Source organism: Aliirhizobium wenxiniae, from assembly GCF_014201355.1.
In the GTDB taxonomy this organism is placed as follows: domain Bacteria; phylum Pseudomonadota; class Alphaproteobacteria; order Rhizobiales; family Rhizobiaceae; genus Neorhizobium; species Neorhizobium wenxiniae.
Genome location: NZ_JACHEG010000019.1, coordinates 1 through 21008, shown reverse-complemented (window position 1 = coordinate 21008; position 21008 = coordinate 1). Strand labels below are relative to the sequence as shown.

The 21008-nt window shown below is 57.6% G+C and carries 17 protein-coding genes and 1 tRNA gene; 16 read left to right on the top strand and 2 right to left on the bottom strand.

Annotated elements, in window-relative coordinates:
- The coding region (locus HNQ72_RS30160; RefSeq protein WP_459562499.1) for an EF-Tu C-terminal domain-related protein at positions 1 to 90 on the top strand (90 nt) is incomplete at its 5' end.
- 174 nt (positions 91 to 264) lie between these two features.
- Here the strand turns inward: HNQ72_RS30160 and HNQ72_RS30155 are convergent.
- On the bottom strand, positions 265 to 1569 hold the full coding sequence (locus HNQ72_RS30155) for a capsule biosynthesis protein (RefSeq protein ID WP_183998314.1): 1305 nt from the start codon (positions 1567 to 1569) through the stop codon (positions 265 to 267).
- 255 nt (positions 1570 to 1824) lie between these two features.
- Between HNQ72_RS30155 and HNQ72_RS30150 the strand changes: the two genes are divergently transcribed.
- From HNQ72_RS30150 to HNQ72_RS30100, 11 genes are all read left to right on the top strand, one after another.
- Positions 1825 to 3117 carry a capsule biosynthesis protein gene (locus tag HNQ72_RS30150; protein ID WP_244654659.1) on the top strand — a complete coding sequence of 431 codons (1293 nt, stop codon included), beginning with the start codon at positions 1825 to 1827 and terminating at the stop codon, positions 3115 to 3117.
- A 113-nt stretch (positions 3118 to 3230) separates the two neighbouring features.
- Positions 3231 to 3306 (top strand) — tRNA-Trp (locus tag HNQ72_RS30145).
- Between the two features lie 187 nt (positions 3307 to 3493).
- Positions 3494 to 3694, top strand: coding sequence for a preprotein translocase subunit SecE (gene secE / locus HNQ72_RS30140; protein ID WP_183998311.1), 201 nt, complete (start codon positions 3494 to 3496; stop codon positions 3692 to 3694).
- Between the two features lie 15 nt (positions 3695 to 3709).
- Positions 3710 to 4240 carry a transcription termination/antitermination protein NusG gene (nusG, locus tag HNQ72_RS30135; RefSeq protein WP_183998310.1) on the top strand — a complete coding sequence of 177 codons (531 nt, stop codon included), beginning with the start codon at positions 3710 to 3712 and terminating at the stop codon, positions 4238 to 4240.
- A gap of 170 nt (positions 4241 to 4410) precedes the next feature.
- Complete coding sequence (gene rplK, locus HNQ72_RS30130; protein WP_112509939.1) at positions 4411 to 4842, top strand: 50S ribosomal protein L11; 432 nt, start codon at positions 4411 to 4413, stop codon at positions 4840 to 4842.
- A gap of 1 nt (position 4843) precedes the next feature.
- Complete coding sequence (rplA, locus tag HNQ72_RS30125; RefSeq protein ID WP_183998309.1) at positions 4844 to 5542, top strand: 50S ribosomal protein L1; 699 nt, start codon at positions 4844 to 4846, stop codon at positions 5540 to 5542.
- A gap of 365 nt (positions 5543 to 5907) precedes the next feature.
- Positions 5908 to 6426 (top strand): 50S ribosomal protein L10, encoded by a 519-nt coding sequence (gene rplJ / locus HNQ72_RS30120; RefSeq protein WP_183998308.1) that lies wholly within the window; start codon positions 5908 to 5910, stop codon positions 6424 to 6426.
- A 57-nt stretch (positions 6427 to 6483) separates the two neighbouring features.
- On the top strand, positions 6484 to 6861 hold the full coding sequence (gene rplL, locus HNQ72_RS30115; RefSeq protein WP_093004525.1) for a 50S ribosomal protein L7/L12: 378 nt from the start codon (positions 6484 to 6486) through the stop codon (positions 6859 to 6861).
- Positions 6862 to 7111: 250 nt separating this feature from the next.
- A complete protein-coding gene (gene rpoB / locus HNQ72_RS30110; protein ID WP_183998307.1) occupies positions 7112 to 11251 on the top strand; it encodes a DNA-directed RNA polymerase subunit beta in 4140 nt (1379 codons plus the stop codon).
- 180 nt (positions 11252 to 11431) lie between these two features.
- A complete protein-coding gene (gene rpoC, locus HNQ72_RS30105) occupies positions 11432 to 15640 on the top strand; it encodes a DNA-directed RNA polymerase subunit beta' (RefSeq protein WP_183998306.1) in 4209 nt (1402 codons plus the stop codon).
- Positions 15641 to 15805: 165 nt separating this feature from the next.
- The gene (locus tag HNQ72_RS30100; RefSeq protein WP_183998304.1) at positions 15806 to 16867 is read left to right on the top strand and encodes a cytochrome-c peroxidase; all 1062 of its coding nucleotides are present in this window, start codon (positions 15806 to 15808) and stop codon (positions 16865 to 16867) included.
- Between the two features lie 117 nt (positions 16868 to 16984).
- Here the strand turns inward: HNQ72_RS30100 and HNQ72_RS30095 are convergent, their stop codons facing one another.
- Positions 16985 to 17275, bottom strand: coding sequence for a transcriptional regulator (locus tag HNQ72_RS30095; protein WP_183998303.1), 291 nt, complete (start codon positions 17273 to 17275; stop codon positions 16985 to 16987).
- Positions 17276 to 17758: 483 nt separating this feature from the next.
- On the opposite strand from HNQ72_RS30095, the gene rpsL reads away from it, so the two are divergent.
- From rpsL to HNQ72_RS30075, 4 genes are all read left to right on the top strand, one after another.
- A complete protein-coding gene (gene rpsL / locus HNQ72_RS30090; protein WP_003547537.1) occupies positions 17759 to 18130 on the top strand; it encodes a 30S ribosomal protein S12 in 372 nt (123 codons plus the stop codon).
- Between the two features lie 87 nt (positions 18131 to 18217).
- The gene (rpsG, locus tag HNQ72_RS30085; protein ID WP_112509923.1) at positions 18218 to 18688 is read left to right on the top strand and encodes a 30S ribosomal protein S7; all 471 of its coding nucleotides are present in this window, start codon (positions 18218 to 18220) and stop codon (positions 18686 to 18688) included.
- Between the two features lie 33 nt (positions 18689 to 18721).
- The gene (gene fusA, locus HNQ72_RS30080; RefSeq protein ID WP_183998302.1) at positions 18722 to 20821 is read left to right on the top strand and encodes an elongation factor G; all 2100 of its coding nucleotides are present in this window, start codon (positions 18722 to 18724) and stop codon (positions 20819 to 20821) included.
- A gap of 94 nt (positions 20822 to 20915) precedes the next feature.
- Positions 20916 to 21008 (top strand): GTP-binding protein (locus HNQ72_RS30075; protein ID WP_018010120.1); only part of this gene is annotated, 93 nt, incomplete at its 3' end.

Genomic DNA, 21008 nt, shown 5'->3' with positions numbered 1-21008 from the left:
CCGATCGCGATGGAAGAAAAGCTGCGCTTCGCTATCCGCGAAGGCGGCCGTACCGTCGGCGCCGGCATCGTCGCTTCGATCATCGAGTAATCGATAATCACCAGAATCGAGAAAGGCCTCGCTGGAAACAGCGGGGCCTTTTTTTCGTTCGGCATTGTAGACGTCGGAAAGCGGTCATCCCGAAACGCGATATGTGTTCGAAAATACGCCCGGAATGGAATGAAGTGAAATGCACGCCGGGCGCGTATAAAAGGTATTGAAAAGCTAGCGGGACTGGTCCGAAAAAAGCTCTCGCTCGTAACGGAAAACGCTCCGGTTTCTCTGTTTTCGCAGGCTTTCCGGCAGCCTTTCGTCGGGCTCAAGCAGCCGCGAAGCGACATTGTCCGCTCCCGTTTCGAGCGCATCGCGCCCGATAAAGCCGCCACGAACCTGCGTGGTAGCGGATAGCGCCCGCATGAAGGCGTCGAACAGATCCGGATCGGGCAGGGGGGGGCGCGTCCAGAAATCGGCCAGGGTCGCTTGCGATGTGAGACCGTCGACATCGTAGATCGCAGCGCCGAGTGCGATAACCGGACGGTTAAAAGCGAGTGCTGTGAGCCCCACCGTGGAGTTGACGGTGACTATGCCCGCCGATCGCTCGATCAGGCTGTCGGTATTTCCCCCATCAGCCACGAAGACCCGGTCACCTACATTCAGTCGCGAGGCGGCGTCGCCAATCCGTTGTGGCCAGCGTGAAAGACCATTGTCGATCGGGTGGACCTTGAACAGCAGCCGGGTTTCTGCGGGAGCATGCTTGGCGAAAGACGCAATCACGGTCTCTACGATTGCAAATAAGTCACCGCCTGGTGAGTGTCTGATTATCTGGTAGTCACCGGGCAATTGCAGCGGGAACAGAAAGAAACGGGCGTCCGCATCCTTCGCCAGCCGGGTAGATGCCGCGATGGCCTGTTCAGCCTGTCTTTGTCTTTTACCGGCGAACAGTCCCTTCCAGATCCAGCCGCTATATTCGATGACGGGATGGACCGCGCCATGGGTTCTGTAGTGGCGGTGGAGGAGGGGGCCGATCAGCACATTGGGAACATGATAGGCGAGATCGTAGAGCGCGTAGGTCAGGAAACTTGATCGGAACAGGCCGCCGCGCGCCACGGGCGGCACGCCTTCTGCCAGCGCCCTGATCGCCTCCGCCTGTTGTGGAAAACGGGAGTGAGCCGACATGCCGTCTGGCTCGACCGTCAACCAGTCCGGCCGTAGATAGCCATGCTCCACAATATGGATCCTCACGCCCAGAGCCTGGCCGATTTCAGCGGCAGTCGCGTGATAATCACGACCGTCGCCGAGCATGACGATATCTGTCACCGAATGGCGACGTGTGAATGCCTTGAGGTAATCGGGCCACTCGCTCTTTTTTCCACGAAAGAAGACGCCTTTCTTCGGCCACCAGAAAACAATATCGCCAAGGCAGAAATTGATGCGCTCGACGCGAGCGCCCGTTGCCTCCAGCCTGTCCGCAACAAGTCGGAAAAATGGCGAGGCGGGACCTTGAAGGAAGAGAAAAGTGCGGTTCTTCATGTCACAGTGCTTACGTGAAATTAACAGGCTGAAACCGTATTTGCATTGACGGCGGTATGGGTTTGGTGAGAATTCCAGCAACCTAACGACGAATAGCTGAATCTCACTGCTTTGTGTGGCCGATTTCTCGGCGCATCGAAGTTTAGAAGGCATTGATCGCGTATGACCAAAGTTCTCTTCCTGCAAGGTCCTCCGTCGGTTTTCTGGCGCGAGCTCTCTCAAGGGTTCGAAGCCAGGGGTGTGGAGACGAGGAGAGTGAACTTCTCCTTCGGCGATCAGGTCTATTGGTTCAAGCGCGGAGCGATCAATTACCGCGGGACCTTGAAGGCATGGCCGCGCTATCTCGCAGCGCTTCTGAAGCGGGAAGGCATTACCGACATTCTTTATTATGCGGATCGGTTGCCATATCACCGGCTTGCTGCGCGTGTCGCGCGGCGCCTTGGTATTCGCTGTCATGCGGTGGAGTTCGGTTATCTCCGGCCAGACTGGATCACGCTTGAGCGCGACGGCATGGGGCGTTTCTCCCATTTTCCGAATGATCCCGACCGTATTCGCCAGATCGCCGCGAAGGTGGCCGATCCGGATCTGAAGAACCGCTATCCGCACACGTTTGGGCAGGAGGCGACCAACGAGGTTATCTATAATCTGGTCGCCTATTTCGGCCGGATGATGTTTCCCTTTTATCGCTCCGACAAATATTACGACCCGCTGTTCGATTACCTGTCCTGGCTGCCGCGCATGTTCCGGGAACGGCATGACCTGCCGGAGGGCTATTTCGACGACAAGCTGAAGCGCAACTATCTGCTCGCGCTCCAGCTCCAGAGCGATTACCAGATCAGGGCGAATTCGCCCTATAGGCATATTTCGCAGATGCTGGATCAGGTCATGCAGTCGTTTGCGCGTCATGCGCCTGAAAACGGGCGGTTGATCATCAAGCAGCATCCGCTCGATAATGATCTTGAGAACTGGCGCAAGGTCGTTGCGGAACTTGCCGCCAAATATCGGATCGAAAATCGTGTCGCCTTTATCGAAAAAGGCAATCTTGCGGAAATTCTGCGCGAGTGCCACGGTTCGATCGTGGTCAATTCCACGACCGGTCTCCACAGCCTGCGGGCGGATGTCCCGACCATCGTCCTAGGCGCTGCGGTCTTCGATATACCCGGACTGACTCATCAGGGTGGACTGGATGTATTCTGGCGGCATCCCGAGCGAATCGATCGAAGCCTTCTGGCCTGCTTTATCAAGGCGCTAGCCGGTGCAATCCAGATAAAGGGCAACTTCTATCATTCCGAAGGTCGCAAGCTCGGTATTTCGACGATTGTCGACCGGGTGATCGGGCAACTCGTGAATGAGCCGGATGCTTATGTCGCGCAGCCGCCTCGTCTGGCGTGGAAGCGCCTGCCGCTGAACAATGAGCGCAAGGGTGTTGCTGCTGTTTTGCCAGGGGCGATGGATCTTGCAGGCAGCGATATTCTCGGCGGCGCCGAGCCCGCTTTCGCGACTGTTCGTGCCGTGGATGCCGGCGATCGGCGCGGCGATGCATATTGAACATGTCGGAAACAAAAAAACATACTTGCCAAGTGGGGCGGCGCACCGTAAAGGGAGCGCCTAGCTTAAGGACGACGCGGAATCAAAAGTGATTTTGCAGTCGGATAGGGCGAAGGGGTATAGCTCAGTTGGTAGAGCGGCGGTCTCCAAAACCGCAGGTCGTCGGTTCAAGCCCGGCTGCCCCTGCCATTTCATTCAGGTGACGAAGCGAAGTCTGGCGTCGCGGGATGATAAGCCCGAGATTTAGGTGAACTTAATCGAATGCTGTTTTCCTCTTGTGTAAAGGGGATGCGGTGTTTATGTAGGGAAAAATAGACACGCGGTGCGTGGGGCTGAGCAATTTCAGCTTTACGTGCCGTAATTGCGTGGAAAGTCGATGGCATCCAAAACCAATCCGGTCGCGTTCTTTAAGCAGGTTCGTTCCGAAGGTCTGAAAATCACCTGGCCGTCCCGTCGTGAGACTGCGATCTCTACGGCTATGGTTCTGGTTATGGTTGTCTTTGCTGCTCTGTTTTTCTTCGCCGCGGATCAGTTCATGGGCTGGGCTTTGCGCCTGATCCTGAACGTCAGCGTTTGATTCTGGAGAGTGAAGATGGCGGCACGCTGGTATATCGTCCACGCATATTCGAACTTCGAGAAGAAGGTCGCAGACGACATCGAGAACAAGGCTCGCCAGAAGGGGCTTGAGCATCTGTTCGAAAAGATTCTCGTTCCGACCGAAAAGGTGACGGAAGTGCGCCGCGGCCGTAAGGTCGATAGCGAGCGCAAATTCTTCCCGGGTTACGTGCTTGTTCGCGCCAACCTGACGGATGAAGCCTATCACCTGATCAAGAATACGCCCAAGGTTACGGGCTTCCTCGGTTCCGACAATAAGCCGGTTCCGATCCCGGACTTCGAAGCCGAGCGCATCCTCGGTCAGGTCCAGGAAGGCGTGGAGCGTCCCAAGTCCTCGATCTCGTTTGAGATTGGCGAGCAGGTTCGCGTTTCGGATGGTCCTTTCGCATCGTTCAACGGTGTCGTTCAGGATGTCGACGAGGAGCGTGCGCGCCTCAAGGTCGAAGTCTCGATCTTCGGTCGCGCTACTCCGGTCGAGCTGGAATACGCTCAGGTCGAGAAGGTCTGATTTCAAGTTGGGGCCTGCATGTCGGGCCTCACGCGGTGAAAGCCGCGAATCGCGTGGAAGGTGAGGGGTCTTAGCCGGGCTCCAACGATCCGGACCACGCAACCGCAGCCGTCGGAGAAATCCGGCAAGTTGGGTCGGGAAACCGCCCCGTTAGTGAAAGGCAGAGAGATATGGCTAAGAAAGTAGCAGGCCAGCTCAAGCTTCAGGTCAAGGCAGGATCGGCAAACCCGTCCCCGCCGATCGGCCCGGCGCTTGGTCAGCGTGGCATCAACATCATGGAATTCTGCAAGGCGTTCAATGCCGCCACGCAGGAAATGGAAAAGGGTATGCCGATCCCGGTCGTCATCACCTATTACCAGGACAAGTCCTTCACCTTCGTCATGAAGCAGCCGCCGGTTTCTTACTGGCTGAAGAAGGAAGCGAAGATCACCTCCGGTTCCAAGACGCCTGGTAAGGGCGGCAAGGCCGGTACCCTCACCAAGGCTCAGATCAAGACGATCGCCGAAGCCAAGATGAAGGATCTCAACGCTGCCGATATCGAAGGCGCAATGGCCATGATCGAGGGTTCTGCCCGCGCCATGGGTCTGGAAGTGGTGGCTTAATATGGCAAAGCTTGCAAAGCGTATTCAGAAGATCCGCGAAGGCGTTGATCCGACTAAGCTCGTAGCCCTTTCCGACGCCATTTCGATGGTCAAGGAACGCGCAACCGCCAAGTTCGACGAAACCGTTGAAATCGCAATGAACCTCGGCGTTGACCCGCGTCACGCCGACCAGATGGTTCGTGGCGTTGTCAATCTGCCGAACGGCACTGGCCGCGACGTTCGCGTTGCCGTCTTCGCACGTGGCGCCAAGGCTGACGAAGCCAAGGCTGCAGGCGCAGACATCGTTGGCGCAGAAGACCTGCTGGAAATCGTCCAGGGCGGCAAGATCGACTTCGATCGTTGCATCGCTACCCCGGACATGATGCCGCTCGTCGGTCGCCTCGGTAAGGTTCTCGGCCCGCGTGGCATGATGCCGAACCCGAAGGTTGGTACGGTTACGATGGACGTCACGGGTGCCGTCAAGGCTTCCAAGGGTGGCGCTGTTGAATTCCGCGTCGAAAAGGCCGGTATCATTCACGCCGGCATCGGCAAGGCTTCCTTCGACGCCAAGGCGCTCGAAGAAAACATCAAGGCCTTCGCTGACGCCGTCATCAAGGCAAAGCCGGCTGGCGCCAAGGGTAACTACGTCAAGCGCGTAGCGATCTCCTCGACCATGGGTCCGGGCGTCAAGATCGACCCGTCGTCGGTTACCGCTGCTTAATGACTGAATTTCCGAAGCTCAGAGTTTTCTCTGGGCTTCGGTCGCATGAATTCCCAACCCTTCGGGGGAGGGGATTTCCGGAGAAATCCGGAATTCCTGTCCGAGATTGCAGGTGGCTGAAATCCTTCTGGATGATGCCTTAATCGAATGACCTGCATGAGACGGGTAAGAACCCAGAATTTGGAAGTGCGTATCGCGCTTCGATATTCGGTTCGAGCCTAGTGTGCCTTGTGCCTGAAGCCTTTGGGTTTCAGTGCGGGGGGACAGGATCCTCAACCGCCGCTTACGATCTTTCGGGATCGTTTGAGGCAAAGGCAACCCGGTGGGACTTGCAGGATTGCGGTCCTACCAACTGGAGACAGACAGTGGAAAGAGCGGAAAAGCGCGAATTTGTCACGGAGCTGAACGAAGTCTTCAAGGCTTCTGGTTCGGTTGTCGTGGCCCACTATGCTGGTGTCACAGTCGCACAGATGAACGATTTTCGTTCGAAGATGCGCGCTGCTGGCGGCACCGTCAAAGTCGCGAAGAACCGTCTGGCCAAGATCGCTCTTCAGGGCACGGAATCTGAATCGATGTCTGACCTGTTCAAGGGTCAGACGCTCATCGCTTATAGCGATGATCCGATCACGGCTCCGAAGGTCGTCATGGATTTCGCCAAGACCAACGACAAGATCGTTGTTCTCGGTGGCGCCATGGGTTCGACCGCGCTGAATGCGGATGCAGTCAAGTCGCTTGCGACCCTGCCTTCGCTGGACGAACTGCGTGCAAAGCTGGTGGGTATGATTCAGACCCCGGCAACCCGCATCGCAGGCGTCGTACAGGCACCGGCAAGTCAGCTTGCTCGCGTGTTTGCAGCATATGCCAAGAAGGACGAAGCCGCGTAAGGCGGAACTTCGCTGTTTATTTAAAACCAGTTCGAACCGAACAGAAGGAACTATACAATGGCTGATCTCGCAAAGATCGTTGAAGACCTCTCGGCCCTGACCGTCCTGGAAGCTGCTGAGCTTTCCAAGCTTCTCGAAGAAAAGTGGGGCGTTTCCGCTGCTGCTCCGGTAGCAGTTGCTGCTGCTGGCGGCGCTGGCGCACCGGCTGCTGCTGAAGAAGAAAAGACCGAGTTCGACGTTATCCTGGTTGACGCTGGCGCCAACAAGATCAACGTCATCAAGGAAGTCCGTGGCATCACCGGCCTCGGCCTCAAGGAAGCCAAGGACCTCGTCGAAGGCGCTCCGAAGGCTGTCAAGGAAGCTGTTTCCAAGGCTGAAGCTGCTGACCTCAAGAAGAAGCTCGAAGACGCCGGCGCTAAGGTCGACGTTAAGTAATATTGGAATGCGGCGGGAGAGAACCTATTTCTCTCCCGCCCGTTTCATCTGAACTTATTACCCAGGATCCGTATGAAAACGGGTCCTGGGTAATGGGTTCTCAAGAGGATGGTCTCCACCGAAACGCTAGGCAATCCGGCCTAGGGGCTCGGCAAGTGGGACGAGATTGAGAAACCATGTTCGACGGGATATCGGTTGGCCTCCGATAGCCGTCCGTTGCAGGCCCGGATGCAATTTTGAAGGAGCGACGATGGCTCAGCAGACCCTTTCGTTTAATGGTCGCAGGCGCGTACGCAAGTTTTTTGGTAAAATTCCTGAAGTCACGGAGATGCCGAACCTGATCGAGGTTCAGAAGGCATCCTATGACCAGTTCTTGATGGTAGAAGAGCCCAAGGGCGGCCGTCCGGACGAAGGCCTTAATGCGGTCTTCAAGTCTGTCTTCCCGATCACGGATTTCTCCGGCGCTTCGATGCTTGAATTCGTTTCCTACGAATTCGATCCGCCGAAGTTCGACGTCGAGGAATGCCGTCAGCGCGACCTGACCTATGCAGCCCCCCTCAAGGTGACGCTGCGCCTCATCGTGTTCGATATCGACGAGGATACGGGCGCGAAGTCGATCAAGGACATCAAGGAACAGTCCGTCTACATGGGCGACATGCCGCTCATGACGGATAACGGTACGTTCATCGTGAACGGCACCGAACGCGTTATCGTGTCCCAGATGCACCGTTCGCCGGGCGTCTTCTTCGATCACGACAAGGGCAAGAGCCATTCTTCCGGCAAGCTGCTCTTTGCTGCCCGCGTCATTCCGTATCGCGGTTCCTGGCTCGATATCGAATTCGACGCCAAGGACATCGTCTTTGCCCGTATCGACCGTCGCCGCAAGATTCCGGTCTCGTCGCTGCTGATGGCCCTCGGCATGGACGGCGAAGACATTCTGTCGACCTTCTACACGAAGTCGAACTACGAGCGTTCCGGCGACGGCTGGCGCATCCCGTTCCAGGCCGAAACGCTCAAGGGCGCCAAGGCTCTGTCGGAAATGGTCGACGCCGATACCGGCGAAGTCGTCGTTGAAGCTGGCAAGAAGTTGACCCCGCGTCTGCTCCGTCAGCTGACCGAAAAGGGCCTCAAGGCCTTGAAGGCTACCGACGAAGACCTGTACGGCAACTACCTCGCTGAAGACATCGTCAACTACTCGACCGGTGAGATCTATCTCGAAGCCGGCGACGAAATCGACGAGAAGACCTTGCCGATCATCCTCGAAGCTGGCTTCGACGAGATCCCGGTTCTCGGCATCGACCACATCAATGTCGGCGCCTACATCCGCAACACGCTTGCGGCTGACAAGAACGAGAACCGTCAGGATGCCCTGTTTGACATCTACCGCGTCATGCGTCCGGGTGAGCCGCCGACCATGGAATCCGCGGAAGCGATGTTCAACTCGCTGTTCTTCGACGCAGAGCGTTACGACCTCTCGGCCGTCGGTCGCGTCAAGATGAACATGCGTCTCGACCTGCAGGTTGAAGACACCGTTCGCGTTCTGCGCAAGGACGACATCCTGGCCGTGGTCAAGATGCTGGTCGAGCTGCGTGACGGCAAGGGCGAAATCGACGACATCGACAACCTCGGCAACCGCCGTGTTCGTTCTGTCGGCGAGCTGATGGAAAACCAGTACCGTCTCGGCCTGCTCCGTATGGAACGTGCGATCAAGGAACGCATGTCGTCGATCGAAATCGACACCGTCATGCCGCAGGACCTGATCAACGCCAAGCCGGCTGCTGCTGCCGTCCGCGAATTCTTCGGCTCCTCGCAGCTGTCGCAGTTCATGGACCAGGTGAACCCGCTTTCGGAAATCACCCACAAGCGCCGTCTTTCGGCTCTTGGCCCGGGTGGTCTGACCCGCGAGCGCGCAGGCTTCGAAGTCCGCGACGTTCACCCGACCCACTACGGCCGTATTTGCCCGATCGAAACGCCGGAAGGCCCGAACATCGGTCTGATTAACTCGCTTGCAACCTTCGCCCGCGTCAACAAGTACGGCTTCATTGAATCGCCGTACCGCAAGATCGTCGACGGCGTTGTCACCAAGGACGTGATCTACCTCTCCGCAATGGAAGAGGCCAAGTATTACGTGGCTCAGGCCAATTCCGAGCTGACCGCCGAAGGCGCCTTCGTTGAAGAGTTCGTGGTTTGCCGTCATGCCGGCGAAGTCATGCTGTCCCCGCGCGACACCATCAACCTGATGGACGTTTCGCCGAAGCAGCTGGTTTCGGTTGCTGCCGCTCTGATCCCGTTCCTCGAAAACGACGACGCCAACCGCGCTCTCATGGGCTCGAACATGCAGCGTCAGGCCGTTCCTCTGGTTCGTGCCGAAGCTCCGTTCGTTGGCACCGGTATGGAACCGGTTGTTGCGCGTGACTCTGGCGCTGCCATCGCTGCCCGTCGTGGCGGTGTGGTCGACCAGGTTGACGCAACGCGTATCGTTATCCGCGCTACGGAAGATCTCGATGCCGGCAAGTCCGGTGTTGACATCTACCGCCTGCAGAAGTTCCAGCGTTCCAACCAGAACACCTGCGTCAACCAGCGTCCGCTGGTCGCCGTCGGCGACGTTCTGAACCGCGGTGACATCATCGCTGACGGTCCGTCCACGGATCTCGGTGACTTGGCACTCGGCCGCAACGCGCTCGTCGCGTTCATGCCCTGGAACGGCTACAACTACGAAGACTCGATCCTGATGTCTGAACGCATCGTCGCCGACGACGTGTTCACCTCCATCCACATCGAGGAATTCGAAGTTGCTGCCCGCGACACGAAGCTTGGTCCGGAAGAAATCACGCGTGACATTCCGAACGTTTCGGAAGAAGCGCTGAAGAATCTCGACGAAGCCGGTATCGTCTACATCGGTGCGGAAGTTGCTCCTGGCGACATTCTCGTCGGCAAGATCACGCCGAAGGGCGAAAGCCCGATGACGCCGGAAGAAAAGCTTCTGCGCGCCATCTTCGGTGAAAAGGCTTCCGACGTCCGCGACACGTCCATGCGCATGCCTCCGGGCACGTTTGGCACGATCGTCGAAGTTCGCGTCTTCAATCGCCACGGCGTCGAAAAGGACGAACGTGCGATGGCGATCGAGCGTGAGGAAATCGAACGCCTCGCCAAGGACCGCGACGACGAACAGGCGATCCTCGACCGTAACGTCTACAGCCGTCTGGTCGACATGCTGCGTGGCCAGATGTCCGTTGCTGGTCCGAAGGGCTTCAAGAAGGGCGTCGAGCTTTCCAACGCTGTCGTCTCCGAATACCCCCGCTCGCAGTGGTGGATGTTCGCAGTCGAAGACGAGAAGGTACAGGGCGAGATCGAAGCTCTGCGCGGCCAGTACGACGAGTCCAAGTCGCTCCTCGAGCATCGCTTCATGGACAAGGTCGAAAAGGTCCAGCGCGGCGACGAAATGCCTCCGGGCGTCATGAAGATGGTAAAGGTCTTCGTCGCTGTGAAGCGCAAGATCCAGCCGGGCGACAAGATGGCCGGCCGTCACGGTAACAAGGGCGTTGTCTCGCGTATCGTGCCTGTCGAAGACATGCCGTTCCTCGAAGACGGAACGCATGTCGACATCTGCTTGAACCCGCTCGGTGTTCCGTCGCGTATGAACGTCGGCCAGATCCTCGAAACCCACCTTGCCTGGGCTTGCGCCGGCATGGGTAAGAAGATCGGCGAGATGCTCGACGAGTATCGCAAGACCATGGACATCACCAACCTCAAGACGGTGCTGACCGACGTCTATTCGAGCGAAGCCAAGGACGAAGTGTCGTCGTTCGACGACGACGCGCTCGTCAAGCTGGCCGAACAGTCCCGCAAGGGCGTCTCCATCGCAACGCCGGTCTTCGACGGTGCGCATGAGCCGGACGTCGCTGCGATGCTGAAGAAGGCAGGCCTGCACGAAAGCGGTCAGTCGGTTCTGTACGATGGTCGTACTGGCGAGCCCTTCGACCGTAAGGTCACCGTCGGCTACATGTACATGATCAAGCTGAACCACCTCGTGGACGACAAGATCCACGCGCGTTCGATCGGTCCGTACTCGCTCGTCACCCAGCAGCCGCTCGGTGGTAAGGCGCAGTTCGGCGGCCAGCGCTTCGGGGAAATGGAAGTCTGGGCTCTGGAAGCCTACGGCGCAGCCTACACCCTGCAGGAAATGCTGACCGTGAAGTCGGACGACGTGGCCGGCCGTACCAAGGTCTACGAGGCGATCGTCCGTGGCGACGACACTTTCGAGGCGGGCATTCCGGAGAGCTTCAACGTTCTCGTCAAGGAAATGCGCTCGCTCGGTCTGTCGGTCGAGCTGGAAAACTCGAAGGTCGAGTTGCCAGCCGAAGGTCAGCTGCCGGACGCAGCCGAATAATCGTCAAGGAGGCGCGCGCTGTCTGCGCGCGCCGCTCCCTGCACCGGTTCCCGCCGGGTGTCGGGGAAAGTTTTGCCGCATTTTGCGGCTAGCACCGTACTGACGTGACAGACCATCCATCGCGGGAAACAGGATGGTACCGTCGCAAGCCGAGGGCTATTTGCCCCAAAGGAGATAGGCATGAACCAAGAGGTCATGAACCTTTTCAATCCGCAGATGCCTGCGCAGCACTTTGACTCGATCCGTATTTCGATCGCGTCGCCCGAGAAGATTCTCTCCTGGTCCTATGGCGAAATCAAAAAGCCGGAGACCATCAACTACCGTACGTTCAAGCCGGAACGTGACGGTCTTTTCTGCGCGCGTATCTTCGGTCCCATCAAGGACTACGAATGCCTGTGCGGCAAGTACAAGCGCATGAAGTACAAGGGCATCATCTGCGAAAAGTGCGGCGTCGAAGTCACGCTGTCGCGCGTTCGCCGTGAGCGTATGGGCCATATCGAGCTCGCCGCTCCGGTCGCCCATATCTGGTTCCTGAAGTCGCTTCCTTCGCGCATCTCGACCCTGCTCGACATGACGCTGAAGGATGTCGAGCGCGTTCTCTATTTCGAGAACTACATCGTCACTGAACCGGGCCTGACCGCTCTTAAGGAGAACCAGCTTCTCTCCGAAGAAGAGTACATGCTCGCCATCGACGAATATGGTGAAGACCAGTTCACGGCGATGATCGGCGCGGAAGCCATCTACGAGATGCTCGCTTCGATGAACCTCGAAAAGATCGCCGGCGACCTGCGTGCGGAACTTGCTGAAACGACTTCTGAACTGAAGCAGAAGAAGTTCATGAAGCGCCTGAAGATCGTCGAGAACTTCATCGAATCCGGCAACCGCCCGGAATGGATGATCATGAAGGTCGTCCCGGTCATCCCGCCGGACCTGCGTCCGCTGGTTCCGCTTGATGGCGGCCGTTTCGCGACGTCCGACCTCAACGATCTGTACCGCCGCGTCATCAACCGTAACAACCGTCTGAAGCGCCTGATCGAACTGCGCGCTCCGGGCATCATCATCCGTAACGAAAAGCGCATGCTGCAGGAATCTGTGGACGCGCTGTTCGACAACGGTCGCCGTGGCCGCGTCATCACCGGCGCCAACAAGCGTCCGCTGAAGTCGCTGTCCGACATGCTCAAGGGCAAGCAGGGCCGCTTCCGTCAGAACCTTCTCGGCAAGCGCGTCGACTATTCCGGTCGTTCGGTCATCGTGACTGGTCCGGAACTGAAGCTGCATCAGTGCGGCCTGCCGAAGAAGATGGCGCTCGAACTGTTCAAGCCGTTCATCTACGCCCGTCTTGACGCCAAGGGATTCTCGTCCACCGTCAAGCAGGCCAAGAAGCTGGTCGAAAAGGAAAAGCCGGAAGTCTGGGATATCCTCGACGAGGTCATCCGCGAGCATCCGGTCCTGTTGAACCGCGCACCGACGCTGCACCGCCTGGGCATCCAGGCCTTCGAACCGACCCTGGTCGAAGGCAAGGCCATCCAGCTGCACCCGCTCGTCTGCACGGCCTTCAACGCCGACTTCGACGGTGACCAGATGGCTGTTCACGTGCCGCTGTCGCTCGAAGCTCAGCTCGAAGCCCGCGTCCTGATGATGTCGACGAACAACATCCTGCATCCGGCTAACGGTGCACCGATCATCGTTCCGTCGCAGGACATGGTTCTCGGCCTGTACTACCTGTCGATCATGAACGAGCGCGAGCCGGGCGAAGGCATGGCCTTCTCTGACATGGGCGAACTGCACCATGCGCTGGAAAACAAGGTCGTCACCCTGCATTCGAAGATCAAGGGTCGCTTCAAGACCATGGATGCCGACGGCAAGTTGGTTTCCAAGATCTATGACACGACGCCTGGTCGTCTGATCATCGGCGAACTTCTGCCGAAGAACGTCAACGTGCCGTTCGAGACCTGCAACCAGGAAATGACCAAGAAGAACATCTCCAAGATGATCGACACGGTCTATCGCCATTGCGGTCAGAAGGACACGGTCATCTTCTGCGACCGGATCATGCAGCTCGGCTTCACTCATGCTTGCCGCGCCGGCATTTCGTTCGGCAAGGACGACATGATCATCCCGGATTCCAAGGAGAAGATCGTCGGTGATACCGAAGCTCTCGTTAAGGAATACGAGCAGCAGTACAATGACGGCCTGATCACTCAGGGCGAAAAGTACAACAAGGTCGTCGACGCCTGGGGCAAGGCAACCGAAAAGGTCGCCGAAGACATGATGGCCCGTATTAAGGCCGTCGAATTCGACGCCGAGACCGGTCGTCAGAAGCCGATGAACGCGATCTACATGATGTCCCACTCGGGTGCCCGTGGTTCTCCGAACCAGATGCGCCAGCTGGGCGGCATGCGCGGCCTGATGGCAAAGCCGTCGGGTGAAATCATCGAGACCCCGATCATCTCGAACTTCAAGGAAGGCCTGACCGTTAACGAGTACTTCAACTCGACACACGGTGCCCGTAAGGGTCTGGCAGACACCGCCTTGAAGACGGCGAACTCCGGTTACCTGACCCGTCGTCTCGTCGACGTGGCCCAGGACTGCATCGTCAACCTCGTGGATTGCGGCACTGAAAACGGCCTCACCATGACCGCCATCGTCGATGCTGGTCAGGTTGTTGCTTCGATCGGCGCACGCGTTCTCGGACGTACGGCTCTCGACAACATCGACCACCCGGTCACGGGCGATCGTATCGTCGACGCCGGCAAGATGATCCTCGAGCCGGATGTCATCGAAATCGAGAAGGCTGGCATCCAGTCGATCCGCATTCGCTCCGCACTGACCTGCGAAGTTCAGACGGGCGTCTGCTCGGTCTGCTACGGCCGTGACCTTGCTCGCGGTACGCCGGTCAACATGGGCGAAGCAGTCGGCGTTATCGCTGCTCAGTCCATCGGTGAGCCGGGTACCCAGCTGACCATGCGTACGTTCCACCTTGGTGGTACGGCAAACGTGGTCGACCAGTCGTTCCTGGAAGCATCGTATGAAGGTACGATCCTGATCAAGAACCGCAACATGCTGCGGAACTCGGAAAACGTTCTCGTCGCGATGGGCCGTAACATGGCCATCACCATTCTCGACGAACGTGGTGTCGAGCGTTCCTCGCAGCGCGTCGCTTACGGTTCGAAGATCCATGTCGATGATGGCGACAAGGTTCGTCGCGGTCAGCGTCTGGCAGAGTGGGACCCGTATACACGCCCGATGATGACGGAAGTCGCCGGTACGGTTCAGTTCGAAGATGTCGTCGACGGCATCTCGGTTCTGGAATCGACCGACGAATCCACCGGCATCACCAAGCGTCAGGTCATCGACTGGCGTTCGACGCCGCGCGGTGCGGATCTGAAGCCGGCAATCGTCATCAAGGACGCTTCCGGTGCGATCATGAAGCTGTCGCGTGGTGGTGAAGCTCGCTTCAACCTCTCGGTCGAAGCGATCCTCTCCGTCGAGCCGGGCCAGAAGATTGCCCAGGGTGACGTGCTTGCACGTATCCCGATGGAAAGCGCCAAGACCAAGGACATCACCGGTGGTCTGCCGCGCGTCGCAGAACTGTTCGAAGCACGTCGTCCGAAGGACCATGCTATCATCGCTGAAATCGATGGTACGATCCGCCTCGGCCGCGACTACAAGAACAAGCGTCGCGTCATGATCGAACCGGCGGAAGATGGTGTCGAACCGGTCGAATACCTGATCCCGAAGGGTAAGCCCTTCCATCTTCAGGATGGCGATTACATCGAAAAGGGTGACTACATCCTCGACGGCAATCCTGCGCCGCACGACATTCTGGCGATCAAGGGCGTGGAAGCACTCGCTTCCTACCTCGTGAACGAAATCCAGGAAGTCTACCGTCTGCAGGGCGTTGTCATCAACGACAAGCACATCGAAGTCATCGTTCGTCAGATGCTTCAGAAGGTCGAGATCACCGATGCCGGCGACAGCCAGTACATCGTCGGTGATAATGTCGACCGGATTGAGCTCGAAGATGCCAATGACGCGCTGATCGAAGAAGGCAAGAAGCCTGCCTATGGGGAACCGGTTCTGCTCGGTATCACCAAGGCATCGCTGCAGACGCCGTCGTTCATCTCGGCTGCATCCTTCCAGGAAACCACCAAGGTTCTCACGGAAGCTGCAATCGCCGGCAAGATCGACACGCTGCAGGGCCTGAAGGAAAACGTCATCGTCGGCCGCCTGATCCCGGCTGGTACCGGTGGTACCATGACCCAGATCCGCCGTATCGCAACCACGCGCGACGACCTGATCCTCGACGAGCGCAAGAAGGGCACTGGTGCAGACTCGGCAACGCCGATGCTGCAGAACCTGAACCCGGAAAACACGCCTGCCGAATAACGCAGGCGAGGGGGGGAGCCTCCTCCCGTTTTCAAGATGCATTTAGAAACGCCCGGAGCAATCCGGGCGTTTTTATTTTGACTGGTTCTAAAGTGTTGATCGAAGACAAGGCGCCAATCTGGAGGCGTTCTAAGCTTGCCGAATTCGATGATGATGGAGGCTCGAATGAAACGGCTAATAACTTCCGTCGCTGCCTGTTTGTTTCTGGCAACGACCGCTTATACTGCTGAACTCAATCCGACAGAACTGAGACAACAGGCGCAGGAATTGTTCAAGCCGCTGCCTTCGACCGTCCCGGCGGTGAAGGGCAACAAGATCACGGCGGAAAAGATCTCGCTCGGCAAGGCACTCTTCTTTGACCCGCGCATGTCGGCATCCGGCGTCTTTTCCTGCAATTCCTGCCATAATCTGGCGACCGGCGGCGATGACAATCTCGAAACTTCGATCGGTCACGGGTGGCAGAAGGGACCGCGTAACTCTCCGACGGTCTTCAACGCCGTCTTTAATATCGCCCAGTTCTGGGACGGACGGGCGGAAGATCTGAAGGCCCAGGCAAAAGGCCCGGTTCAGGCCGGTGTCGAAATGGCCAACACGCCCGGTCAGGTGGTCGCAACCCTGAAATCGATGCCGCAATATGTAGAATGGTTCAAGGCGGCATTCCCCGGCGAGGCGGATCCGGTGACATTCGACAATTTCGCCATGGCGATCGAAGCCTTCGAGGCCACGCTGATAACACCGGCACCGTTTGATTCATTCCTCAATGGTGATGATGATGCATTGAGCGCAGAGGCAAAGCGGGGCCTGCAGCTTTTCATGGACAAGGGCTGCGCATCCTGCCATGCGGGCATTAATGTGGGCGGGGAGGGCTATTATCCGTTTGGTCTGATCGAGAAGCCAGGCGCCGATGTTCTTCCTGAAAATGACAAAGGTCGCTTTGCGGTGACAAACACGGCGGACGACAGCTACGTCTTCCGCGCAGCGCCACTTCGTAACATTGCGCTTACCGCACCTTATTTCCATTCCGGCAAGGTCTGGGGGCTGAAGCAGGCCGTGGCAATCATGGGTACGGCGCAGCTAGGTGAAAAGCTGGAAGGCAACGACGTCGATCTGATCGTCGCGTTTCTGGAAAGCCTGACGGGCAGGGCGCCAGATGTGACCTATCCGGTCCTACCTGCAGAAACCGCAACAACGCCTAAGCCGGCTAGCCAGATAATACCGGTCAAGTAGGCCGGGGAGACGAAAAACTTTCCCGCGTGGGGCAAAGGCCGCGCCGAAACAGGAGCGGCCTTTATCGCAGGAGGTCGGACATAAGCCCGATCCCCTTGTTGTGGGGTGATCGTGCCCTTAGTCGAAACGGATGATCGCGACTTCGCCTTCCAGGGCGCCCTGATAGGCCGAAGCATGCGGTTCTTCCGGCGGTTCGTCCTGAAGCACACCGATCTGATCAAGATCTGCTTCCAGAAAACCTTCTTCAGAAAGGGCATTCAGCGCGTCTCTCACGGCGGTGTCGTCATCGGGCGCACGCAGCATGATGTGGAGTTCGATACCTTCGCCCCCCTTCGTCTCGTAGGCCTTGCCGATTATGATGAAGATCATCGGCTCGTCGGTATTGTCGTTGTCGGCGGGTGAAATCATGATATTCTCCTGAATGGGTCTTCATAAGGGAAGATCGTCCCGTCTGAAAAGTTCCCGGTTTCAATAGCCGTCACGACTGCGATTCCCAAACACAATCGCTACTCGTTTACAATATCGATATACCGACTGCGGCCGTGCTGATGAAAACCCCGCAAAACCGGCGCCTGAACCATTATTTTGGGGCCGACCCTTGACGCAGAAGGGTTAAGACAGTAAACGCCCGGCATCGGAAGCCATGTGAGACTCGTGCGTCCGGGATTAGTCTATTCCGGAACTCGTCTCAAACAGGCTCCTAAAACGCACGTAGACTATATGAATGCTGCACGCACGACGCATGAATAATGCGTCCTCTGTCTTCCGTGGTCCATCCGAAAACGGGATCGGGCCACGTTTGTGTATGAGGAAAGTGCGTGTTGCCGCCGGAAACGGCATCTCGATGGTCCCGAAAGGGGCTTTGAAGAAGATTTTGCAAGGGATGGGTATATGCCTACCGTAAACCAGCTGATCCGTAAGCCGCGTCAGGCCAACGTAAAGCGCAATAAGGTTCCTGCTCTGCAGGAAAACCCACAGAAGCGCGGCGTTTGCACCCGCGTCTACACCACGACCCCGAAGAAGCCGAACTCGGCTCTGCGTAAGGTCGCTAAGATTCGCCTCACCAATGGCTTTGAAGTCATCGGCTACATTCCGGGTGAAGGTCACAACCTGCAGGAACACTCTGTCGTCATGATCCGTGGCGGCCGCGTAAAGGACTTGCCGGGCGTTCGTTACCACATCATCCGCGGCGTTCTCGATACCCAGGGTGTCAAGAACCGTAAGCAGCGCCGTTCGAAGTACGGTGCAAAGCGTCCGAAGTAATATTCGGACTTTTGACTTCATCAATCCGGCGCTGCGCGAGGTTCTCCGCGTGATAAAGCGCCCGTAACGTTTAGAGACGAGATTAGTATGTCCAGACGCCATCGTGCAGAAAAGCGTGAGATCAACCCGGACCCGAAGTTCGGTGATCTGATCGTCACCAAGTTCATGAATGCCATCATGCTCCACGGCAAGAAGTCCGTAGCTGAAAGCATTGTTTACGGCGCATTTGACGCTGTGCAGGGCAAGGCAAAGTCCGACCCGCTTGCAGTCTTCCATTCCGCGCTCGACAACGTCGCGCCGCATGTTGAAGTTCGCTCGCGTCGTGTTGGTGGTGCAACCTACCAGGTTCCGGTTGACGTGCGTCCGGAACGCCGCCAGGCCCTCGCAATTCGCTGGCTGATCACCGCAGCCCGCAAGCGCAACGAAACCACCATGATCGATCGTCTCTCGGGCGAACTCATGGATGCCGCAAACAACCGTGGCTCGGCCGTCAAGAAGCGTGAAGACACGCACAAGATGGCAGACGCGAACCGCGCATTCTCGCACTATCGCTGGTAATCTTAACCGATCGAATTTCGAAAGGCAGTCATTATGGCTCGCGAATATAAAATCGAAGACTACCGCAACTTCGGTATCATGGCGCATATCGACGCCGGCAAGACCACGACCACCGAGCGTATTCTTTATTACACCGGTAAGTCGCACAAGATCGGTGAAGTTCATGACGGCGCTGCCACCATGGACTGGATGGAGCAGGAGCAGGAGCGTGGCATCACGATCACCTCCGCTGCCACTACGACCTTCTGGAAGGGCCGTGACGGCAAGATGCGCCGCTTCAACATCATCGACACCCCCGGCCACGTCGACTTCACCATTGAAGTCGAACGTTCGCTGCGCGTTCTTGACGGTGCTGTTGCCCTTCTCGATGCCAACGCCGGCGTAGAGCCGCAGACGGAAACCGTCTGGCGTCAGGCTGAGAAGTATCACGTTCCGCGCATGATCTTCTGCAACAAGATGGACAAGACCGGCGCGGACTTCTACCGCTCGGTTGAGATGATCAAGACCCGTCTGGGCGCGATCGCTGTTGTCATGCAGTTGCCGATCGGTGCAGAATCCGAGTTCAAGGGCGTTGTCGACCTGGTCGAGATGAATGCTCTCGTATGGCGTGACGAATCGCTCGGCGCTGCATGGGACGTTGTCGAAATCCCGGACGACCTGAAGGAAAAGGCCGCTGAATATCGCGAGAAGATGATCGAACAGGTCGTCGAAATCGACGAAGAAGCAATGGAAGCCTACCTGAACGGCGACCTGCCGGACAACGACAAGATCCGTGAACTGGTTCGCCGTGGCACGATCGACGTCAAGTTCCACCCGATGTTCTGCGGCACTGCCTTCAAGAACAAGGGCGTTCAGCCGCTTCTCGACGCCGTCGTCGATTATCTGCCTTCTCCGATGGACATCCCGGCCATCAAGGGTATCGACTTCAAGACTGAAGCCGAAATCGAGCGTCACGCTGATGACAACGAGCCGCTTTCGATGCTGGCGTTCAAGATCATGAACGACCCCTTCGTCGGTTCGCTGACCTTTACCCGCATCTATTCCGGCAAGCTCGAAAAGGGTTCGTCGGTCATGAACACGGTCAAGGACAAGCGCGAGCGTGTCGGCCGTATGCTGCAGATGCACTCCAACAGCCGTGAAGACATCGAAGAAGCCTTCGCAGGCGACATCGTTGCTCTGGCAGGCCTCAAGGAAACCACCACTGGCGATACGCTTTGCGATCCGCTGAAGCCGGTTATCCTCGAGCGCATGGAATTCCCGGAACCGGTCATCCAGATCGCGATCGAGCCGAAGTCCAAGGGCGACCAGGAAAAGATGGGCCTTGCGCTCAATCGCCTCGCTGCTGAAGACCCGTCGTTCCGCGTCAAGACCGACCAGGAATCCGGCCAGACGATCATCGCCGGCATGGGCGAACTTCACCTCGACATTCTCGTCGACCGTATGCGTCGCGAGTTCAAGGTTGAAGCAAACGTCGGTGCTCCGCAGGTTGCTTACCGCGAAACCATTACGCGTCAGCACGAAGAAGACTACACGCACAAGAAGCAGTCCGGTGGTACCGGTCAGTTCGCGCGCGTCAAGATCATCTTCGAACCGAACCCGGATGGCGAAGATTTCGTCTTCGAATCCAAGATCGTCGGCGGTGCAGTTCCGAAGGAATACATCCCGGGCGTTCAGAAGGGTATCGAAAGCGTTCTGTCTTCCGGTCCGCTCGCTGGCTTCCCGATGCTCGGCGTCAAGGCCACCCTCATCGATGGTGCCTTCCACGACGTCGACTCCTCGGTCCTCGCCTTCGAAATCGCATCGCGTGCCTGCTTCCGTGAAGCAGCCAAGAAGGCCGGCGCTCAGCTGCTCGAGCCGATGATGAAGGTCGAAGTCGTAACGCCGGAAGATTACGTCGGTGACGTTATCGGCGACCTGAACTCGCGTCGTGGCCAGATCCAGGGCCAGGAACAGCGCGGCATCGCGATCGTTATCAACGCTCACGTTCCGCTGGCGAACATGTTCAAGTACGTCGACAACCTGCGCTCCATGTCCCAGGGCCGCGCGCAGTACTCGATGACCTTCGATCATTACGCACCGGTTCCGTCGAACGTTGCGACCGAAATCCAGGCGAAGTATTCCGGTCAGAAGTAATCGGAATACCAAACTGAATACGCCCCGGTCTTGCACCGGGGCGACAACAAGAATTTGAGCCCTCGAAGGGCTTATAAAAGATGGAGAGCCTGCAATGGCAAAGAGCAAGTTTGAGCGCAATAAGCCTCACGTCAACATCGGCACGATCGGTCACGTTGACCACGGCAAGACGTCTTTGACGGCTGCG